This is a genomic window from Leclercia sp. LSNIH8 (genome assembly GCF_002920195.1).
Lineage (GTDB): Bacteria > Pseudomonadota > Gammaproteobacteria > Enterobacterales > Enterobacteriaceae > Enterobacter.
Genome location: NZ_PQJY01000002.1, coordinates 680,208 through 701,109 on the forward strand (window position 1 = coordinate 680,208; position 20,902 = coordinate 701,109).

The window sequence follows — 20,902 nt, forward strand, 5'->3', positions numbered from 1 at the left end:
ATTTTGCCGTCAGGTTGCCTATACTCCACGCAGGATTCCACGAGGATGCGCATCATGAGTACACCCCTGCTGATTGCCCGGACGCCGGACACAGAACTGTTTTTGCTGCCCGCGATGGCAAACCGTCATGGTCTGATCACCGGTGCAACGGGCACGGGGAAAACGGTGACGTTGCAAAAGCTGGCCGAGTCATTTTCCACTATTGGCGTGCCGGTGTTTATGGCTGACGTGAAAGGCGATCTCAGCGGCGTTGCCCGAGAGGGAGCCGCATCGGATAAGTTACTCGAACGGCTAAAGAATATTGGCGTGACCGACTGGCAACCGCAGAGCAACCCGGTGGTGGCGTGGGATATTTTTGGCGAGCGCGGCCACCCGGTACGGGCGACCGTTTCCGATCTCGGCCCGCTGCTGCTGGCGCGTCTGCTCGATCTGAACGAGGTGCAGTCTGGCGTGCTGAACATTATCTTCCGCATTGCCGACGACCAGGGGCTGCTGCTGCTTGATTTCAAAGATCTGCGGGCCATCACGCAATATATCGGCGATAACGCAAAAGCCTTCCAGACGCAGTATGGCAACATCAGTTCGGCTTCCATCGGGGCCATTCAGCGCGGCTTACTCACCCTGGAACAACAGGGCGCCGAATACTTCTTTGGCGAGCCGATGCTCGATATCAAAGACTGGATGCGAACCGACAGCAACGGCAAAGGCATTATCAACATCCTGAGCGCGGAAAAGCTCTATCAGATGCCGAAGCTCTACGCGGCCAGCCTGCTCTGGATGCTCTCAGAGCTCTTTGAACAGCTGCCGGAAGCGGGCGATCTGGACAAACCGAAGCTGGTCTTTTTCTTCGACGAAGCCCATCTGCTGTTCAACGATGCGCCGCCGGTGCTGCTGGATAAGATCGAGCAGGTGATCCGCCTGATCCGCTCTAAAGGGGTGGGCGTCTGGTTCGTTTCGCAAAACCCGGCCGATATTCCTGATAACGTCCTGGGCCAGCTGGGTAACCGCGTCCAGCATGCCCTGCGCGCCTTTACGCCGAAAGATCAGAAAGCGGTCAAAGCCGCGGCGCAGACCATGCGCGCCAATCCGGCCTTTGATACGGAAGATGCCATTCAGGCGCTGGGCACCGGCGAAGCGCTGATCTCTTTCCTGGATGCCAAAGGCAGCCCATCCATGGTGGAGCGCGCGATGGTCATTGCGCCCTACTCCAGAATGGGGCCGATTAGCGACGACGAGCGTAACGGGCTGATCAACCATTCCCCGGTCTACGGTAAATATGAAGGTCAGGTGGACCGGGAGTCCGCGTTTGAGATGCTGCAAAAAGGGGTGCAGGCCACCACAGAGCAGCAGCAGGTGCCAGCCGCTAAAGGCCAGTCCGTGGCGGTCGATGAGGGCATTCTCGGCGGGTTAAAAGAGATTCTGTTTGGCAGCACCGGGCCGCGCGGCGGTAAACGCGACGGGGTGGTGCAAACCATGGCGAAAAGCGCGGCACGTCAGGTGACGAATCAGATTATCCGCGGGGTGCTGGGCAGTTTACTGGGCGGACGCCGGAGATAGCGTGGGCACCCAGGGTGTACCCAGCGCCGAGCCCTGCACGCCCTGCTCGTTCAGATAACGGCCCAGCTCCACCATCCCCGTCCAGCGATTCTCACACCACAGCGGTGCCAGTAGCGTTGGACGACGGGCGCTGGCGGAGATGCGGTGATAGACCACTTCCGGTGGTGTATGGCGAATCATCTCCCCGGCGGTGAGAACATACTCGTCCAGCTCAATCCCGTTCAGCCGCCCGGCTTCCCACGCTTTCGCCATAATGCTGCCTCTGACGATATGCAGTGGGTGCAACTTGATGCCATCCACGCCCGTCTCTACCACCCTGTGCAGGGTTTCCAGCGCGTGATGCTGCCCTTCTCCCGGCAGGCCGACAATAAGATGGGTACAGACCTTCAGCCCGCGCTCGCGCGCCAGCCGGGTGGTCCGCTGATAGCAGACAAAATCATGACCACGGTTGATGCGATGCAGGGTTTTATCGTGGGCGGTCTGCAATCCCAGCTCCAGCCAGATCTCGTACCCCTGCTCTTTATATTCGCTGAGCAGATCGAGTACCGCTTCCGGTACGCAGTCGGGGCGTGTACCGACGCAGAGCCCGACGATATTCGCCTGGCTCACCGCCTGTTGATACATCGATCGCAGCACCTGCACTTCAGCCCAGGTGCTGGTATAAGCCTGAAAATAGGCCAGATACTGCTTCGCCCGGTTAACCCGCGTCGACTGATAGGCAAGCTGCGCAGCGATAGACTGATGCTGTTGCGCTTCGTCAGCAAAAGAGGCCACATTACAGAAGGTACAGCCGCCGCGTCCGATAGTGCCGTCGCGGTTCGGGCAGCTAAACCCCCCGTGCAGCGACAGCTTATGAACCTTTTGCCCGTAACGGCGCGAAAGATCCCCACCAAACATATTGACTAATTTCTGTAACTGCATAATCTGTTAGACCGCCCCGTTGAAAGGGGACAAGCCTGCCATTTTTAACCGCCGTCGGCGATGACCTGGATCAATCGCCCCGGTGCGCTTTTATTTTTTGAATAATTAACCAGGATAATTGCAATTTCATTCATCGCCCGCTTAATTACTTTTCCTTATGTTCTGATGGTTTTTTTCATTTATATCGTCTTCGCTGAAAAACAGTGACATCATGCGAGCTTTTTTGGCATAGCAGCATTTAATCCTGCTTAAATCGCACTATTTAGCATGCTACAGCGATAATACCGCTTTCATATAGTGAGTCAGATCACACTCCCCAAAAGCCCACAGCAAGGTTACAGTGATATGAAAGTAGTTAAATATTTAAATAAATCAAACATTTAAGCATCTCTTAGCACATATTTGGATAAATAAGATTGCCATTTGACCTGTGTACAGATTCCCGATAAGTTGGAAATCCGCTGGAAGCTTTCTGGATGAGCAGCCTGCTCATCATATTTATGCAGTAATTGAGATTCCCTCTGAAGCAAGTCCTCAAACTTGTTTACCTGCGCGAAAAGGATATTAAGAGGGCGAATGCGAGGTACGCGTATGAAGCGCAAACCCCGTCGCCATGCTCTTTCTGTGCCTGTGCGCCACGGTTCAGTGGGAAGCCCGACGAGCCTGGGGAGGTTCACTGATATGTTGTACGATAAATCCCTTGAGAAGGATAACTGTGGTTTCGGCCTGATCGCCCACATAGAAGGCGAACCTAGCCACAAGGTAGTGCGTACTGCTATACACGCACTGGCCCGTATGCAGCACCGTGGCGCTATCCTTGCGGATGGTAAAACCGGCGACGGTTGCGGTCTGCTGCTGCAAAAACCGGATCGTTTCTTCCGTATCGTGGCGGAAGAGCGCGGCTGGCGTTTAGCCAAAAACTACGCTGTCGGCATGCTGTTCCTGAATCAGGACGCTGAAAAAGCCGCCGTATCACGCCGCATCGTCGAAGAAGAACTTCAACGTGAAACCCTCTCTATTGTCGGCTGGCGCGATGTGCCAACCAACGAAGGGGTGCTCGGTGAAATCGCCCTCTCCTCGCTGCCTCGTATCGAGCAAATCTTTGTCAACGCGCCTGCGGGCTGGCGTCCGCGTGATATGGAACGCCGCCTGTTTATCGCCCGCCGCCGCATTGAAAAACGTCTCCAGGACGATAAAGAGTTCTACGTTTGTAGCCTCTCGAACCTGGTGAACATCTATAAAGGTCTCTGTATGCCGGCTGACCTGCCGCGCTTCTACCTGGACCTGGCGGACCTGCGTCTGGAATCGGCCATTTGCCTGTTCCACCAGCGCTTCTCCACCAACACCGTACCTCGCTGGCCGCTGGCTCAGCCGTTCCGCTATCTGGCGCACAACGGCGAGATCAACACCATCACCGGTAACCGCCAGTGGGCCCGCGCCCGTACCTATAAATTCCAGACCCCGCTGATCCCGGATCTGCACGATGCCGCGCCGTTCGTTAACGAAACCGGCTCGGACTCCAGCTCCATGGATAACATGCTGGAGCTGCTGCTCGCCGGCGGGATGGATATCGTCCGCGCCATGCGCCTGCTCGTGCCACCAGCCTGGCAGAACAACCCGGATATGGATCCGGAGCTGCGCGCCTTCTTCGACTTTAACTCCATGCACATGGAGCCGTGGGATGGCCCGGCCGGTATCGTCATGTCCGATGGTCGCTTTGCCGCCTGTAACCTTGACCGTAACGGTCTGCGTCCGGCGCGCTATGTCATCACCAAAGACAAGCTGATCACCTGTGCCTCCGAAGTGGGGATCTGGGATTACCAGCCTGACGAAGTGGTGGAAAAAGGCCGTGTTGGCCCTGGCGAGCTGATGGTCATCGACACCCGTGGCGGTCGCATCCTGCACTCCGCGGAAACCGACAACGATCTGAAGAGCCGTCACCCGTATAAAGAGTGGATGGAGAAAAACGTCCGCCGTCTGGTGCCGTTCGAAGATCTGCCGGATAACGACGTAGGCAGCCGCGAGCTGGATGACGATACCCTCGCCAGCTACCAGAAACAGTTTAACTACAGTGCGGAAGAGCTGGACTCCGTTATCCGCGTACTGGGTGAAAACGGCCAGGAAGCGGTCGGCTCTATGGGTGACGATACCCCGTTTGCCGTCCTCTCCAGCCAGCCGCGCATTATTTACGACTACTTCCGTCAGCAGTTCGCGCAGGTGACCAACCCGCCGATCGACCCGCTGCGTGAAGCCCACGTAATGTCGCTGGCGACCAGCATCGGTCGTGAGATGAATGTCTTCTGCGAAGCCGAAGGCCAGGCGCACCGTCTGACCTTTAAATCGCCGATTCTGCTCTACTCCGATTTTACCCAGCTGACCACCATGCAAGAGGAGCACTACCGCGCCGACACGCTCGATATCACCTTCGACGTGACCGAAGCGAACCTCGAAGAGACGGTGAAAGCGCTGTGCGATAAGGCTGAACAGATGGTGCGTAACGGTACCGTTCTGCTGGTGCTGTCCGACCGCAACATTGCGAAGAACCGTCTGCCGGTTCCGGCGCCAATGGCCGTCGGCGCTATCCAGACGCGTCTGGTGGAGAAGAGCCTGCGCTGCGACGCCAACATCATTGTTGAGACCGCAAGTGCGCGCGACCCGCACCACTTTGCTGTGCTGCTGGGCTTCGGTGCGACGGCGATTTACCCGTACCTGGCCTACGAAACGCTGGCAAAATTGGTCGACACCAACGCCATCGAAAAAGATTACCGTACCGTGATGCTGAACTACCGTAACGGCATCAACAAAGGTCTGTACAAGATCATGTCCAAAATGGGCATCTCGACTATCGCCTCTTACCGCTGCTCGAAGCTGTTCGAAGCCGTTGGTCTGCATGACGATGTCGCCGACCTCTGCTTCCAGGGCGTGATCAGCCGTATCGGCGGAGCGGGCTTCAGCGACTTCCAGCAGGATCTGCTGAACCTCTCCAAACGCGCCTGGCTGGCACGTAAGCCGCTGGATCAGGGCGGACAGCTGAAGTACGTGCACGGCGGCGAATACCACGCCTATAACCCGGACGTGGTGCGCACCCTGCAACAGGCTGTCCAGAGCGGCGAGTACAGCGATTATCAGCAGTATGCTGAGCTGGTTAACAACCGCCCGGCGGCCACGCTGCGTGACCTGCTGGCGCTGAACCCGGGTGACGAGGCTGTGAGCATCGACGACGTAGAGCCTGCGTCTGAACTGTTCAAACGCTTCGATACCGCTGCGATGTCCATCGGTGCGCTGAGTCCGGAAGCCCACGAGGCGCTGGCTGAGGCGATGAACAGCATCGGCGGCAACTCCAACTCCGGCGAAGGCGGTGAAGATCCGGCGCGCTATGGCACCAATAAAGTGTCGCGTATCAAGCAGGTTGCGTCCGGTCGCTTCGGTGTGACCCCAGCGTACCTGGTCAACGCCGACGTGATTCAGATTAAAGTCGCTCAGGGTGCAAAACCGGGCGAAGGCGGCCAGTTACCGGGTGACAAAGTGACCCCGTACATCGCCAAACTGCGCTACTCGGTACCGGGCGTGACGCTGATCTCCCCGCCGCCGCACCACGATATCTACTCTATCGAGGACTTAGCGCAGCTGATTTTCGACCTGAAACAGGTCAACCCGAAAGCGATGATCTCCGTGAAGCTGGTTTCCGAACCGGGTGTCGGCACCATCGCCACCGGCGTGGCAAAAGCCTATGCGGATCTCATCACCATCGCCGGTTACGACGGTGGCACCGGCGCAAGCCCGCTCTCTTCCGTGAAGTATGCGGGCTGTCCGTGGGAGCTGGGCCTGGTGGAAACCCAGCAGGCGCTGGTGGCTAACGGCCTGCGTCACAAGATCCGTCTGCAGGTGGATGGCGGCCTGAAAACCGGCCTCGACATCATCAAAGCAGCGATTCTGGGTGCAGAGAGCTTTGGTTTCGGTACCGGCCCGATGGTGGCACTGGGCTGTAAATACCTGCGTATTTGTCACCTGAATAACTGCGCAACCGGTGTTGCTACCCAGGACGAGAAGCTGCGTAAGAACCACTATCACGGTCTGCCGTTCAAAGTGACCAACTACTTTGACTTCATCGCCCGCGAAACCCGCGAGCTGATGGCGCAGCTGGGCGTGACGCGTCTGGTGGATCTGATTGGCCGTACCGACCTGCTGAAAGAGCTGGACGGGTTCACGGCTAAACAGCAGAACCTGAAGCTCTCCCGCCTGCTGGAAACGGCTGAGCCGCATCCGGGCAAAGCGGTCTACTGCACCGAGAACAACCCGCCGTTCGACAATGGCGTGCTGAACGCACAGCTGTTGCAGCAGGCGAAGCCGTTTGTGGATGAGAAGCAGAGCAAAACCTTCTGGTTTGATATTCGCAACACCGACCGTTCCGTAGGCGCGTCGCTCTCTGGCTACATCGCGCAGACGCACGGCGACCAGGGGCTGGCTGCCGATCCGATTATCGCGCACTTCAGCGGTACCGCGGGCCAGAGCTTCGGCGTCTGGAACGCAGGCGGCGTTGAGCTATACCTGACCGGCGATGCCAACGACTACGTTGGTAAAGGCATGGCGGGCGGTCTGCTGGCGGTACGTCCTCCGGTGGGCTCTGCCTTCCGCAGCTGTGATGCGAGCATCATCGGCAACACTTGTCTGTACGGTGCTACCGGCGGTCGTCTGTTTGCAGCAGGCCGTGCGGGTGAGCGTTTTGCGGTACGTAACTCCGGTGCCATCACCGTGGTGGAAGGTATCGGCGATAACGGCTGTGAATACATGACCGGCGGGATTGTCTGCGTACTGGGCAAAACGGGCGTTAACTTCGGTGCAGGTATGACCGGTGGTTTCGCCTATGTACTGGATGAAGACGGTGAGTTCCGCAAACGCGTGAACCCGGAACTGGTGGAAGTGCTGGAGGTTGATAGTCTGGCGATCCACGAGGAGCACCTGCGTGGTCTGATTACCGAGCACGTGCATCATACCGGTTCCGTACGCGGCGAAGAGATCCTGGCGAACTGGCCGGCGTTCTCTGCGAAATTCGCGCTGGTTAAACCAAAGTCCAGCGATGTTAAAGCCCTGTTGGGTCACCGTAGTCGTAGCGCAGCAGAGCTGCGTGTGCAGGCGCAGTAAGGAATTCAGATGAGCCAGAATGTTTACCAGTTTATCGACCTGCAGCGTGTGGATCCGCCGAAGAAGCCGCTGAAGATCCGTAAAATTGAATTTGTTGAAATTTATGAGCCGTTTTCCGAAGGCCAGGCCAAAGCACAGGCAGACCGTTGCCTCTCCTGCGGCAACCCGTACTGCGAGTGGAAATGTCCGGTGCATAACTACATCCCGAACTGGCTGAAGCTGGCTAACGAAGGACGTATTTTTGAGGCCGCCGAGCTCTCTCACCAGACCAACACCCTGCCGGAAGTGTGCGGCCGCGTCTGCCCTCAGGACCGTCTGTGTGAAGGTTCCTGCACCCTGAACGACGAGTTCGGTGCGGTGACCATCGGTAATATCGAACGCTATATCAACGATAAAGCGTTCGAGATGGGCTGGCGCCCGGATATGACCGGCGTGCGTCAGACTGACAAACGCGTGGCGATCATCGGTGCCGGTCCGGCAGGACTGGCCTGTGCCGACGTGCTGACCCGCAACGGCGTGAAAGCGGTGGTGTTTGACCGTCATCCGGAGATCGGCGGTCTGCTGACCTTCGGCATCCCGGCCTTCAAACTGGAAAAAGAGGTGATGACCCGCCGCCGTGAAATCTTCACCGGCATGGGCATTGAGTTCAAACTCAACACCGAAGTGGGCCGTGACGTTCAGCTCGACGATCTGCTGAAAGATTACGACGCCGTATTCCTGGGCGTGGGGACCTATCAGTCGATGCGTGGTGGGCTGGAGAACGAAGAGGCGCCAGGCGTATACGACGCGCTGCCGTTCCTGATTGCCAACACCAAGCAGCTGATGGGCTATGGCGAAACCGCCGACGAGCCGTTTGTGAGCATGGAAGGCAAACGCGTGGTGGTGCTGGGCGGGGGTGATACCGCGATGGACTGCGTGCGTACCTCCATTCGTCAGAATGCGGCACACGTTATCTGTGCCTACCGTCGTGATGAAGAGAACATGCCGGGCTCTAAACGCGAAGTGAAAAACGCGCGTGAAGAGGGCGTGGAATTCCAGTTCAACATCCAGCCTCTGGGTATTGAAGTGAATGCCAACGGTAAGGTGAGTGGCGTGAAAATGGCGCGTACCGAGATGGGTGCGCCAGATGCCAAAGGCCGTCGCCGCGCGGAGATTGTGGCTGGTTCCGAGTTTGTGATCCCGGCTGACGCGGTCGTCATGGCGTTCGGTTTCCGACCTCACAGCATGGAGTGGCTGGCGAAGCACAGCGTCGAGCTGGATTCTCAGGGCCGCATCATCGCCCCGGAAGGCAGCGACAACGCCTTCCAGACCAGCAACCCGAAAATCTTCGCCGGTGGCGATATCGTTCGCGGTTCAGACCTGGTGGTGACCGCCATTGCCGAAGGCCGTAAAGCGGCTGACGGCATCATGAACTACCTCGAAGTGTAAACAGGCCCGGTGGGATTGACTCCCGCCGAACCGTTAAAGAGGTGTTTATGGGATAAAAAAAGGGCCAACAGGCCCTTTTTTATTTCACAACGCGAAGCGATGGACGCCCACCGCGTGGTGGCGGCGTGTCGTCTGGATCATCATCGTGATCGGGCTTATCGCCATCGATAATCGACATGACCGGTTCGCTTTCACTCTCGGTCGCGCCATGTTCATCATTGAGGCCAGCAACGTCTTCATCATAAGCCGCTTCCGGCTCAAACATGGTGCCCGCGCCGTTTTCCCGTGCGTAAATAGCCAGTACAGCAGCCAGCGGCACAGAAACCTGACGCGGAACGCCGCCAAAGCGGGCGTTGAAGCGAACTTCGTCGTTCGCCAGCTCAAGACCACCCACCGCGCGCGGCGCAATGTTCAACACAATTTGCCCGTCACGTGCATATTCCATAGGAACCTGCACGCCCGGTAACGTCACATCCACTACCAGGTGCGGCGTGAGCTGGTTATCCAGCAGCCATTCATAGAAGGCACGCAGCAGATACGGACGGCGCGGAGAAAGCTGTGACATTTCCACAATGATTAACCCCGGCCGAGACGCATTTCACGTTCAGCTTCAGTCAGAGAAGCAAGGAAGGAGTCGCGTTCAAATACGCGCGTCATGTAGCCTTTGAGCTCTTTCGCGCCAGGACCGCTGAATTCAACACCCAGAGTTGGCAAACGCCACAGCAGCGGAGCCAGGTAGCAATCCACCAGGCTGAACTCATCGCTCAGGAAGAACGGACGCTGACCGAATACCGGTGCGATCGCCAGCAGCTCTTCACGCAACTGTTTACGCGCAGCATCGGCTTCCGAAGAGGAACCGTTCGCAATGACGTTCATCAGCGTATACCAGTCTTTCTCGATACGCTGCATGTACAGACGGCTTTCCCCACGCGCAACCGGATAGACCGGCATCAGCGGCGGATGCGGGAAACGCTCATCCAGATATTCCATAATGATACGGGATTCCCACAGGGTCAGCTCACGATCCACCAGCGTTGGTACGCTCTGGCTTGGGTTGAGATCAATAAGATCCTGAGGCGGGTTATCCTTTTCCACATGCTCGATCTCAAAACTGACACCCTTCTCGGCCAGCACGATACGAACCTGATGGCTATAAATGTCAGTAGGACCAGAAAACAGCGTCATTACCGAACGTTTGTTGGCAGCGACAGCCATGAAAACCTCCAGGTATATTCAGAATTTTTACTGCTACCGGCCATACAGGCCAGCCAGATGTTTTGTTGCCCATCCCTGGGAATTTCTACTCTTGTTCAAAAAGAGAACAAAAATCGAGCATTCACCATTATTTGGGCAGAAAAGTGGATGATAGTTTACCAGATTTTGCGACCTTTGTGGTGAGGGTATTCTGGAAATACGGAAAAAGAGGTCAGAAAGGGCCTCTGGACGTGGATGCGTTGAGCATGAACCATAAAAAAACCCGCCGAAGCGGGTTTTTCGCAAATTGTTGTCTGCCGAAGCAGAAAGCAATTAACGCTTGGAGAACTGTGGACGACGACGTGCTTTACGCAGACCCACTTTCTTACGTTCAACCTGACGAGCGTCACGAGTAACGAAGCCAGCTTTACGCAGTTCAGAACGCAGGGATTCGTCGTACTCCATCAGAGCGCGGGTGATACCGTGACGGATCGCACCTGCCTGACCGGAGATACCACCACCTTTAACGGTGATGTACAGATCCAGTTTTTCTACCATATCAACCAGTTCCAGCGGCTGGCGAACTACCATGCGGGCAGTTTCACGACCGAAGTATTGTTCCAGAGAACGCTGGTTGATTACGATTTTACCACTGCCCGGTTTGATGAACACGCGAGCGGCGGAGCTTTTGCGGCGACCAGTGCCGTAGTATTGATTTTCAGCCATTGCCTATAATCCCGATTAGATGTCAAGAACTTGCGGTTGCTGTGCCGCGTGGTTGTGCTCGTTACCTGCGTAAACTTTCAGTTTACGGTACATAGCACGACCCAGCGGGCCTTTTGGCAGCATGCCTTTAACCGCGATTTCAATCACACGCTCAGGACGGCGGGCAATCATCTCTTCAAAGGTCGCTTGTTTGATACCGCCGATGTGGCCGGTGTGGTGATAGTACACTTTGTCAGTACGCTTGTTGCCGGTTACAGCAACTTTGTCAGCGTTCAGAACGATGATGTAATCACCGGTATCGACGTGCGGAGTGTATTCCGCTTTGTGCTTACCGCGCAGGCGACGAGCCAGTTCGGTAGCCAGACGGCCCAGAGTTTTACCGGTCGCGTCAACAACATACCAGTCGCGTTTTACGGTTTCTGGTTTAGCTGTAAAAGTTTTCATTAAAAGCTTACCCAAATAAATAAGTTACACGTTGGTGAACACCCAAACGTTTAGTAGTTGAGGTTCACACGACATTGTCCAGCAAACCTACCCCTTCGAATAGCCTATGCCGGCGCAGAGAAAGTTTTGGGAAAAAAACCTTCTTGTAACGTGGGGTCGCAAGATTATAGAGAAGTCAGGGGTAAAGATCGACCCTTAATTGTGATTTGAAGCGGGTTTTTCCAGGGGCGGGAAAAGCGCGGTCTGTTGCCCTCTCCCACGGGGAGAGGGTGGCATTTATTACGGCATATGCTCGCGCTTCAGATACTCTTCGCTTTGCATCTCCTGCAGGCGTGACAAGCAGCGCTGGAACTCAAACTTCAGCCGCTCCCCCTGATAGATCTCATATAAAGGCACGGCTGCGCTCACCACCAGCTTGACGTGGCGTTCGTAGAACTCATCCACCAGCGCGATAAAACGTCGGGCTTCGCTCTCCATCAAGGTGGTCATCACCGGCACCTCAAACAGCATCACCGTATGGAACAGGCGCGAGAGCGCAATATAGTCATGCTGGCTACGGGCATCGACACATAGGGTGGCAAACGACACGGCAAGGGTCTGGTTGACGACGCCCAGCGTTTGCAGGGGACGATGGTTTACCTCCAGCACCGGGGCGTTACCCCGCTCCGCGCCAGCAAGCGCCAGCCACAGCTTGTCCATCTGCTGTTGCGTGTCGTCATTCAACGGCGAAATCCACAGATGGGCCTGGGTCAGCGTACGCAGACGGTAGTCGATGCCAGCATCCACATTCATGATGTGACAATGCTCTTTAATCGCCGCGATAGCAGGCAGGAAGCGGGCACGTTGCAGGCCGTTACGGTAGAGCTCATCTGGCGGAATGTTCGATGTCGCCACCAGGGTGATACCCCGGTCAAAGAGCGCTTTCATTAATCCGCCCAGCAGCATGGCGTCGGTAATATCCGAGACAAAAAACTCATCGAAGCAGAGCACATCGGTTTCGGCTTTAAAACGCTCAGCGACGATATCCAGCGGATCGCTCTGCCCCTGCAGGGCCGTCAGCTCTTCATGCACCCGCAGCATAAAGCGGTGAAAGTGCAGACGCTGCTTACGCGTCCCCGGCAGGCTCTGGTAAAAAAGATCCATCAGCCAGGTTTTGCCGCGCCCGACGCCCCCCCACATATATAAGCCGCGCACTGGCGTGACGCTCTGCGGCGCTTTCTTGCCCAGCAACCGTCCAAATGCGGCTTTTAACCCACCGGAAGGCGCAGCTTCGGCTGGCCGGGCCGTCAGCGCATGCCAGATGCCGTCCAGACGGCTTACCGCTTCACGCTGTACCTCATCTGGCTGGTGGGAGCCCTCGCTCAGGGCCTGTTGATAACGCGATGTAGGGGAGAGACTTTGCATAATGTTATTGTTATTCCTTCAATTAATACCCGTCAGACGGCTCAGTTGACGAAAAAAAGGCCGTTCTACAGTACGCGATGATGCGGCGGGATTCCACTTCTAAGGAAATAGCGGTTATAGTGGCATAATCAGGCCCTGGCATGGAGCCGAGCCAACACCCTACGGAACCACAAGACAACGGGAGAAGTTCATGACCTGGGAATATGCGCTAATTGGTTTAGTCGTCGGCATCGCTATCGGCGCCGTGGCCATGCGTTTTGGTAATCGCAAATTGCGTCAGCAACAGGCGTTGCAGTACGAACTGGAAAAGAACAAAGCTGAACTGGACGAGTATCGTGAAGAGCTGGTCAGCCACTTTGCTCAGAGCGCCGAGCTGCTGGACAACATGGCGCATGACTACCGTCAGCTTTATCAGCACATGGCGAAAAGCTCCAGCAGCCTGCTGCCGGAGATGAGCGCGGAAAACAATCCGTTCCGTAACCGTCTGGCCGAGTCCGAAGCCAGTAACGATCAAGCGCCTGTACAGATGCCACGTGACTACTCCGAAGGGGCTTCCGGCCTGCTGCGCGGTGGCGCAAAGCGCGACTAATCGCAGATCGAAAATAAATTTTACGGGCGCAGCCTTTGCGCCCGTCCTTTCTTCCTGACCCCAGCTATTATTTAGTCAAACACCTCATTGTTCAGCGTTTTAAAATTCAATAACATCAGTCTGTTTCAGGGCCGTTATCCCTTCATTCCAGGTTGCGAGAGCCAGCATAAATGAACAAAAAAAATCAGCTGTTGAGCGCGTTAGCATTGAGTATCGGTTTATCCCTGTCGGCCTCGTATCCGCTGGCCGCCGCACTCCCTTTGCAGGTTCCCGGCGAAGCCGCCCTGCCGAGCCTGGCGCCGATGCTGGAGAAAGTCCTGCCCGCCGTCGTGAGCGTACAGGTCGAAGGCACTGCGGTGCAGAGCCAGCGTATTCCGGAAGAGTTGAAAAAGTATTTTGGCGATGAGGCACCTGACCAGCAGGGACAGCCCTTTGAAGGTCTGGGCTCCGGGGTCATCATCGACGCCGCGAAGGGCTATGTCCTGACCAATAACCACGTCATCAGCCATGCCGATAAAATCAGCGTGCAGATGAATGATGGCCGGGAGTTCGATGCCAAACTGATTGGCGGTGACGATCAGAGCGACATCGCCCTGCTGCAGTTGCAAAACCCAACCGGCCTGACGCAAATCGCTATTGCTGACTCCGATAAACTGCGCGTCGGCGATTTCGCGGTGGCGGTGGGTAACCCCTTCGGCCTCGGCCAGACCGCCACCTCCGGCATTATCTCCGCGCTGGGCCGCAGTGGCCTGAATCTTGAAGGGCTGGAAAACTTTATCCAGACCGACGCCTCCATTAACCGGGGGAACTCCGGCGGCGCGCTGCTGAACCTGAACGGCGAGCTGATTGGCATTAACACCGCCATTCTGGCCCCAGGCGGCGGTAGCGTCGGGATTGGCTTTGCCATTCCCAGCAACATGGCCCGCACGCTGGCCCAGCAGCTGATTGAGTTTGGCGAAGTGAAACGTGGCCTGCTGGGTATTAAAGGCACCGAGATGAGCGCGGATATCGCCAAAGCATTCAACCTGAACGTGCAGCGCGGCGCCTTCGTCAGCGAGGTATTGCCGAATTCCGGTTCCGCAAAAGCGGGCGTGAAATCCGGGGACGTGATTGTCAGCCTGAATGATAAACCGTTAAGCAGCTTTGCCGAACTGCGCTCGCGCATCGCCACAACGGAGCCGGGTGCGACGGTTAAGCTCGGCATTTTGCGTGACGGGAAGCCGCTGGATCTGCAGGTCACGCTCGATAAAAGCACCTCTTCATCGGCCAGCGCAGAGATGATTGCTCCCGCGCTACAGGGAGCCACCTTAAGTGACGGGCAGTTAAAAGATGGCACTAAAGGCATCACCCTCGACAGCGTTGAGAAGAGCAGCCCTGCCGCGCAGGCGGGGCTTCATCAGGACGATGTGATTATCGGGGTGAACCGCGTTCGCGTGCAGTCTATCGCCGAAATGCGCAAGGTGCTGGAGAGCAAACCTACCGTTATCGCCCTGCAGATCGTGCGTGGTAACGATACGCTCTATATTCTGCTGCGTTAAGCCTGTGCCTGTCCGGACATCGCCCCGTGTGATGTCCGGATAAGTCATGTTATGCTGCTTGCGTTTTCCCTTTAACGACGCCCGTATCATGGTTTTTAAGCTCATTCGTTCGGTCGCCATCGGCCTGGTAGTAGGTGGCCTGTTACTGGCCGCGATGCCCTCTTTACGTCAGTTCAATCAGCTGGCTGCGCCGCAGTTCGACAGCGCAGATGAAACGCCTGCCAGTTATAACCAGGCAGTACGCCGCGCCGCCCCTGCGGTGGTTAACGTTTATAACCGTGGGCTGAACAGCACCAGCCATAATCAGCTGGAGATCCGCACCCTTGGCTCCGGGGTGATCATGGATGAACGCGGCTACATTATTACCAACAAACATGTGATCAACGATGCCGATCAGATCATCGTGGCGCTGCAGGATGGCCGCGTCTTTGAGGCACTGCTCGTGGGCTCCGACAGTCTGACGGATCTGGCAGTCCTCAAAATCAACGCCACGGGCGGGCTGCCCGTTATCCCCATCAACCGTAAGCGGACGCCGCATATCGGCGACGTGGTGCTGGCCATTGGCAACCCCTATAACCTCGGACAGACCATTACCCAGGGGATCATCAGCGCAACCGGGCGTATCGGCCTGAATCCATCCGGACGGCAGAACTTCCTGCAAACGGACGCGTCCATCAACCATGGCAACTCCGGCGGCGCGCTGGTGAACTCGCTGGGCGAACTGATGGGCATCAACACCCTCTCGTTTGATAAGAGCAACGACGGGGAAACGCCCGAAGGGATCGGCTTCGCCATCCCGTTCCAGCTCGCCAACAAGATTATGGATAAGCTGATTCGCGACGGACGCGTGATCCGCGGCTACATTGGCATTGGCGGGCGTGAGATTGCTCCGCTGCATTCTCAGGGTGGCGGAATCGATCAGATCCAGGGGATTGTGGTGAACGAAGTGACCCCTGGCGGCCCGGCGGCAGAAGCGGGTATCAGGGTTAACGACGTGATTGTCTCGGTGAACGGCAAACCGGCCGTGTCGGCGCTGGAAACCATGGATCAGGTGGCGGAGATCAGGCCTGGCTCTATCATCCCGGTGGAAGTGATGCGTGATGATAAGAAACTGACCCTGCAGGTGACCATTCAGGAATACCCGGCCACCAACTGAGTTGGCAGGCATAAAAAAACCGGAGTCCATGCTCCGGTTTTTTATTGCCCTGACGGGAAGCGCGTCGCTTACTTATTAACGAACTCTTCGCCCAGAACGATATCGTTCTTCAGGGTTTCCAGCATGCCAGCCATCGCCTGCTGTTCAAACGCGCTCAGGGTGCCGATAGACTTACGCTCTTCGATACCGTTTTTACCCAGCAGCAGCGGCTGAGAGAAGAAGCGAGCGTGCTCGCCATCACCTTCAACGTAAGCGCATTCCACCACGCCTTGCTCACCCTGCAGGGCGCGAACCAGAGAGAGACCGAAACGTGCCGCAGCCTGGCCCATAGAGAGGGTTGCAGAACCGCCACCCGCCTTCGCTTCCACCACTTCGGTGCCGGCGTTCTGGATACGTTTGGTCAGGTCAGCCACTTCCTGCTCGGTGAAGCTCACGCCTGGGATCTGGGACAGCAGTGGCAGAATAGTCACGCCAGAGTGGCCGCCGATAACTGGGACTTCCAGCTCGGTTGGCTGTTTGCCTTTCAGTTCCGCCACAAAGGTGTTGGAGCGGATGATGTCCAGCGTGGTCACGCCAAACAGTTTGTTCTTGTCATACACGCCCGCTTTTTTCAGCACTTCTGCCGCGATAGCCACAGTGGTGTTAACCGGGTTAGTGATGATACCGATGCAGGCTTTCGGGCAGGTAGTAGCAACCTGCTGAATCAGGTTCTTAACGATACCCGCGTTCACGTTGAACAGGTCGGAACGATCCATACCTGGCTTACGCGCCACGCCTGCGGAGATCAGCACCACGTCTGCGCCTTCGAGCGCCGGGCGAGCATCTTCACCGGAGAAGCCTTTAATTTTAACAGCCGTCGGGATGTGGCTGAGGTCTACCGCCACACCAGGTGTTACCGGGGCGATATCGTAGAGAGAGAGTTCTGAGCCTGCAGGCAGCTGAGTTTTCAGTAGTAGGGCAAGCGCCTGGCCGATACCGCCAGCAGCGCCGAGGACTGCGACTTTCATCCTAAACTCCTTATTATGGTGAGCTAACTTTCTGTTACTCCGTCGCGGCGACCTTAATTCAGCAGATCAATAATTACAATCGTGATGTATCAGGAATTAGCGGTCACGCGCTTTTCGCTTCTGCCGGAAAGCTATCGGGCGTTATGCGATAACTAAGCAACGAATCAAGAGGTGGTTACAATACACCCTCGCCAGCCACCAAAACAACATCAATTTGATAACATTTAATTTACTTTTAAGCTTATTTGCGAGGCGTGACGCAGGCATGTTCCTTGATAACGAATTTTGATAAAATCACTCCCTTTCATAACATTATTTCAGCCTAAGATTGGGCAGATAATTTGCATAAAAATTCATCCATGTGCATAATAATGTTGTTTCTACCGCTATATTTCGGGTGATTTATGCGAATCTCTTCTAAACAAGAAGAATTGGTTAAAGCGTTTAAAGCGCTGCTTAAAGAAGAAAAATTTAGTTCCCAGGGGGAGATTGTCCAGGCTCTACAGGATGAGGGTTTCGAAAACATCAACCAGTCGAAAGTCTCCCGCATGTTAACCAAGTTCGGCGCGGTGCGTACCCGCAACGCCAAAATGGAGATGGTCTACTGTCTGCCAGCCGAACTGGGCGTTCCGACCACGTCGAGCCCGCTGAAGAATCTGGTACTGGATATCGACTACAACGATGCTGTGGTGGTGATCCACACCAGCCCGGGTGCAGCACAACTGATTGCGCGCCTGCTCGACTCGCTGGGTAAAGCGGAAGGTATCCTCGGCACTATTGCCGGTGACGATACCATCTTCACGACCCCGGCCAATGGTTTCTCGGTGAAAGATCTCTACGAAGCCATTCTGGTGCTGTTCGAACAGGAACTCTGATCCCCTTCCCCGCTGCCACTCGCGGCGGGGAACCTTCTGCTCCCGCCTCGTTTTTCCCTACAATCTGTTATCTGTAATTTAACAAATAGTGCGTTTTTCTGTCCTAATGCATTCACCCAGTGAATGATAAACCGCGAGATCGCACGAATAATCAAATTCGCGTATCCCATTAATTTTAATAGAAATAAACGTCTGAACTCCGCTTAATCTTCTGGTTTTTATTCCATGTGGTTATAAAAAGCATTTTGCTTAATACGTGATTACACAAGAAACAATTAGCATGGTATTAATTTTTGCAGTTATTAGTGTATACTTGATTTTGTGATGAGGGTCACGAAACGAAGACCCCAGTAAAGAATATGACGAGGAAGAGAATCATGAAAATCAAAACTACCGTAGCCACACTAAGCATTCTGTCTGTCCTGTCTTTCGGTGCTTTTGCCGCCGATGCGATTAACGCCGAGCAGGCCCAGTCCCGTGAATCTATCGGTACGGTTTCCGTCGGTGCTATCGGTACCTCTCCGATGGACATGAATCAGATGCTGAACAAAAAAGCACAGGAGCAGGGTGCCTCTGCTTATCGCGTTATCGAAGCGCGTTCAGGTGACCACTGGCACGCCACTGCTGAGCTGTACAAATAAGTCGTACCGAGCATTACCCGTACTACCCGATATCTCTGTTCAACGGCATCAAGCATAAAAATAGCAGCACAACCCTTCCTGCCGTTGAGCCTGCACTCCAGGAGTAAAGACTATGAACACTAAATTAATCATCGCCGCTGGTTTCGCTTCCGTTCTCTCATTTGGTGCCGGCGCAGCCGTACACCAGGTAAACGCTGACCAGGCGCAAGGCCTGCAATCGATGGGAAGTATCTCTGTTAATGAGGTTGCCGGTTCTCCGATGGATATCCGTCAGGCTCTGGCGGAAAAAGCTGAAAAGGCGGGCGCCAGCAGCTACCGCGTCACCGAACTGAACACCGGTGACCACTGGCACGCGACCGCTGAGCTGTACAAATAAACCCTCGTCGTATTGATATACGACTTGCCCCTGCTTTGCAGGGGCTTTTTTATGCCCCGCACTAACGTACGTTAAAGCGAATCTGCCCTTCCAGCTCCTCTTCCGCCTCATCAAACAGCAGGATCAGCGCCCCAAAACGTCTGCGCAGCTTTTCCGGTAAATGGATGAATTCGATTTCAAGCGGTAGCGGCAACTGGCTACTGGTCACTATTTCCCACAGGGAGTCCAGATCCGTCACCCTCTCCTGACCTATGCCGAAGGTCCGTGAAAACTCACGGTAGAAATCCTCCTGACTGTCAATTTCATCAAAATCAAACGTATAGATATTCATGCCAGCCACCCCGTCCAGGTGAGCGGCTTCTGCCGCCCCGTCGATTATAATCCCCCGATATGCAGGGTTTTCACTTCCAGGAACTCCTCCAGTCCCAGTACTGACCCTTCGCGGCCCAGCCCCGACTCTTTCACCCCGCCAAACGGCCCCAGTTCGGTAGAGACCGCGCATTCATTAATCCCAATCATCCCGCTCTCAATGGCTTGCGAAACGCGGAACACCCGCTGCAAATTCTGAGTATAGAAATAGGCAGCCAGGCCAAACGGCGTATTGTTGGCACGCTGGATCACCTCCTCTTCGGAGGTAAAACGGAAGCAGGCCGCCACGGGTCCGAAGGTCTCTTCGCTGGCAAGCGCCATCCCTTCATGACAGTTTCCCAATACCGTCGGTTGCCAGAAGTTGCCGCCGAGGGCATGGGCTTTGCCGCCCGCCAGCACCGTGGCTCCTTTGGCGACCGCATCCTCCACATGTTCACGCACTTTTTTCACTGCGGCGGGTTCAATCAACGGCCCGACAACGGTCCCCTCTTCCAGACCGTCACCCACTTTTAAGTCGTTCACGGCAGCCACGAGTTTGCTGACAAATGCCTCATACACCGACTCCTGAATATAGAAGCGGTTAACGCTGACGCAGACCTGACCCGCGTTACGGAATTTATTGGCAATCGCCCCTTTCACCGCCGCATCGATATCGGCGTCGTCAAAGACGATATAAGGCGCATTCCCGCCCAGCTCCATTGAGACTTTTTTCATGGTCTCGGCGGCATTACGCATCAGGGTTTTGCCCACCGCCGTCGAGCCGGTAAAGGAGATTTTGCGCACCTCAGGGCTGGACATGATCGCGTCGCTTATCTCAGCGGTATTTCCGGCCACCGCGTTGAGTACGCCGTCCGGGACACCCGCTTTTTTAGCCAGAGTGAGCAGCGCAAAGGCGCTAAGCGGCGTGTTATTGGCCGGTTTTATCACCCCGGTACAGCCTGCCGCCAGCGCCGGGCCCAGCTTGCGGGTCAGCATCGCCATCGGGAAGTTCCACGGCGTGATAGCCGCCACCACGCCAACCGGTTCACGGGTGGCCAGAATTCGGGAGCCGGGTTTAACAGGAGGGATGATTTCGCCGTTGGCGCGTTTGGCCTGCTCGGCAAACCACTGGATGAAACTGGCCGCATACTCCACTTCCCCTTCCGCCTCTTTCAGCGGTTTGCCCTGCTCGGTGGTCATCAGCTGGCCAAGCCACTGCTTGTTTTCAATGATTAATTCATACCAGCGATAGAGGATGGCCGAACGCTCTTTTGCGGTTCTGGCACGCCAGGCCGGGAAAGCACGGCTTGCGGCGGCGATGGCCTCTTCGGTCTCTTTCTTGCCTGCTTTTGCCACCTGGGCTACTACCGCCCCGGTCGCCGGGTTAAGTACATCGAATGTGGTATCGAGCGTTTTCCATACGCCATCGACTAAATATCCGGTCTGAAATAGCGCACTATCCTGAAGAGACTGGGTAGTCATGTATCCTCCCATTCTGGGTTTAAGTACTTGCCCGAATAAGTATAGTCACAAAAAAACCGACGCTTATGGCGTCG

18 protein-coding genes are annotated in these 20,902 nt (G+C 55.8%); 9 read left to right on the top strand and 9 right to left on the bottom strand.

Annotation, left to right across the window (positions count from 1 at the left end; translation table 11 throughout):
- The first annotated feature begins 54 nt into the window (after positions 1-54).
- A complete protein-coding gene (locus tag C3406_RS08240) occupies positions 55-1,557 on the top strand; it encodes a helicase HerA-like C-terminal domain-containing protein (RefSeq protein WP_103824985.1) in 1,503 nt (500 codons plus the stop codon).
- On the opposite strand, the gene mnmL is transcribed toward C3406_RS08240, so the two are convergent.
- A complete protein-coding gene (mnmL, locus tag C3406_RS08245) occupies positions 1,534-2,478 on the bottom strand; it encodes a tRNA modification radical SAM protein MnmL/YtqA (protein WP_103824946.1) in 945 nt (314 codons plus the stop codon). The two genes, C3406_RS08240 and mnmL, sit on opposite strands and share 24 nt — an antisense overlap.
- 681 nt (positions 2,479-3,159) lie before the next feature.
- Here mnmL and gltB point away from each other — a divergent pair.
- Both gltB and gltD read left to right on the top strand, forming a co-directional pair.
- Positions 3,160-7,620, top strand: a complete 4,461-nt coding sequence (gltB, locus tag C3406_RS08250; RefSeq protein WP_146052371.1) for a glutamate synthase large subunit — start codon at positions 3,160-3,162, stop codon at positions 7,618-7,620.
- 9 nt (positions 7,621-7,629) lie between these two features.
- Positions 7,630-9,048 carry a glutamate synthase subunit GltD gene (gltD, locus tag C3406_RS08255; protein ID WP_103824948.1) on the top strand — a complete coding sequence of 473 codons (1,419 nt, stop codon included), beginning with the start codon at positions 7,630-7,632 and terminating at the stop codon, positions 9,046-9,048.
- 79 nt (positions 9,049-9,127) lie between these two features.
- On the opposite strand, the gene sspB is transcribed toward gltD, so the two are convergent.
- The 5 genes from sspB to zapE form a co-directional block, all read right to left on the bottom strand.
- A complete protein-coding gene (gene sspB / locus C3406_RS08260; RefSeq protein ID WP_103824949.1) occupies positions 9,128-9,619 on the bottom strand; it encodes a ClpXP protease specificity-enhancing factor in 492 nt (163 codons plus the stop codon).
- 5 nt (positions 9,620-9,624) lie between these two features.
- Positions 9,625-10,263: a stringent starvation protein SspA gene (gene sspA / locus C3406_RS08265; RefSeq protein ID WP_103177214.1), complete on the bottom strand. Its 639-nt coding sequence runs from the start codon at positions 10,261-10,263 to the stop codon at positions 9,625-9,627.
- Positions 10,264-10,575: 312 nt separating this feature from the next.
- On the bottom strand, positions 10,576-10,968 hold the full coding sequence (rpsI, locus tag C3406_RS08270) for a 30S ribosomal protein S9 (RefSeq protein ID WP_003860436.1): 393 nt from the start codon (positions 10,966-10,968) through the stop codon (positions 10,576-10,578).
- A 15-nt stretch (positions 10,969-10,983) separates the two neighbouring features.
- On the bottom strand, positions 10,984-11,412 hold the full coding sequence (gene rplM / locus C3406_RS08275) for a 50S ribosomal protein L13 (RefSeq protein WP_024551131.1): 429 nt from the start codon (positions 11,410-11,412) through the stop codon (positions 10,984-10,986).
- Positions 11,413-11,691: 279 nt separating this feature from the next.
- A complete protein-coding gene (gene zapE, locus C3406_RS08280; RefSeq protein WP_103824950.1) occupies positions 11,692-12,816 on the bottom strand; it encodes a cell division protein ZapE in 1,125 nt (374 codons plus the stop codon).
- A 190-nt stretch (positions 12,817-13,006) separates the two neighbouring features.
- Here zapE and zapG point away from each other — a divergent pair, with 190 nt between their 5' ends.
- The 3 genes from zapG (at position 13,007) to degS (ending at position 16,099) form a co-directional block, all read left to right on the top strand.
- Entirely contained in the window at positions 13,007-13,405 is a 399-nt protein-coding gene (gene zapG / locus C3406_RS08285; RefSeq protein ID WP_103177216.1) for a Z-ring associated protein ZapG, read from the top strand.
- 170 nt (positions 13,406-13,575) lie between these two features.
- Positions 13,576-14,943: a serine endoprotease DegQ gene (degQ, locus tag C3406_RS08290; protein ID WP_103824951.1), complete on the top strand. Its 1,368-nt coding sequence runs from the start codon at positions 13,576-13,578 to the stop codon at positions 14,941-14,943.
- 88 nt (positions 14,944-15,031) lie between these two features.
- Positions 15,032-16,099, top strand: coding sequence for an outer membrane-stress sensor serine endopeptidase DegS (gene degS / locus C3406_RS08295; protein ID WP_103180994.1), 1,068 nt, complete (start codon positions 15,032-15,034; stop codon positions 16,097-16,099).
- Between the two features lie 68 nt (positions 16,100-16,167).
- Here degS and mdh read toward each other — a convergent pair whose 3' ends face one another.
- Entirely contained in the window at positions 16,168-17,106 is a 939-nt protein-coding gene (gene mdh / locus C3406_RS08300; RefSeq protein ID WP_103177218.1) for a malate dehydrogenase, read from the bottom strand.
- A gap of 404 nt (positions 17,107-17,510) precedes the next feature.
- Between mdh and argR the strand changes: the two genes are divergently transcribed.
- The 3 genes from argR (at position 17,511) to yhcN (C3406_RS08315) (ending at position 18,998) form a co-directional block, all read left to right on the top strand.
- The gene (gene argR / locus C3406_RS08305; protein ID WP_103824952.1) at positions 17,511-17,981 is read left to right on the top strand and encodes a transcriptional regulator ArgR; all 471 of its coding nucleotides are present in this window, start codon (positions 17,511-17,513) and stop codon (positions 17,979-17,981) included.
- A gap of 377 nt (positions 17,982-18,358) precedes the next feature.
- Positions 18,359-18,622 carry a peroxide/acid stress response protein YhcN gene (yhcN, locus tag C3406_RS08310; RefSeq protein WP_103824953.1) on the top strand — a complete coding sequence of 88 codons (264 nt, stop codon included), beginning with the start codon at positions 18,359-18,361 and terminating at the stop codon, positions 18,620-18,622.
- 112 nt (positions 18,623-18,734) lie between these two features.
- Positions 18,735-18,998, top strand: coding sequence for a peroxide/acid stress response protein YhcN (gene yhcN, locus C3406_RS08315; RefSeq protein WP_103824954.1), 264 nt, complete (start codon positions 18,735-18,737; stop codon positions 18,996-18,998).
- Between the two features lie 61 nt (positions 18,999-19,059).
- Here yhcN (C3406_RS08315) and C3406_RS08320 read toward each other — a convergent pair whose 3' ends face one another.
- Together C3406_RS08320 and C3406_RS08325 are read right to left on the bottom strand one after the other, a co-directional pair.
- Positions 19,060-19,329, bottom strand: coding sequence for a barstar family protein (locus C3406_RS08320; protein ID WP_103824955.1), 270 nt, complete (start codon positions 19,327-19,329; stop codon positions 19,060-19,062).
- A 44-nt stretch (positions 19,330-19,373) separates the two neighbouring features.
- Positions 19,374-20,828, bottom strand: coding sequence for an NAD-dependent succinate-semialdehyde dehydrogenase (locus C3406_RS08325; RefSeq protein WP_103824956.1), 1,455 nt, complete (start codon positions 20,826-20,828; stop codon positions 19,374-19,376).
- Between the last annotated feature and the right edge of the window lie 74 nt (positions 20,829-20,902).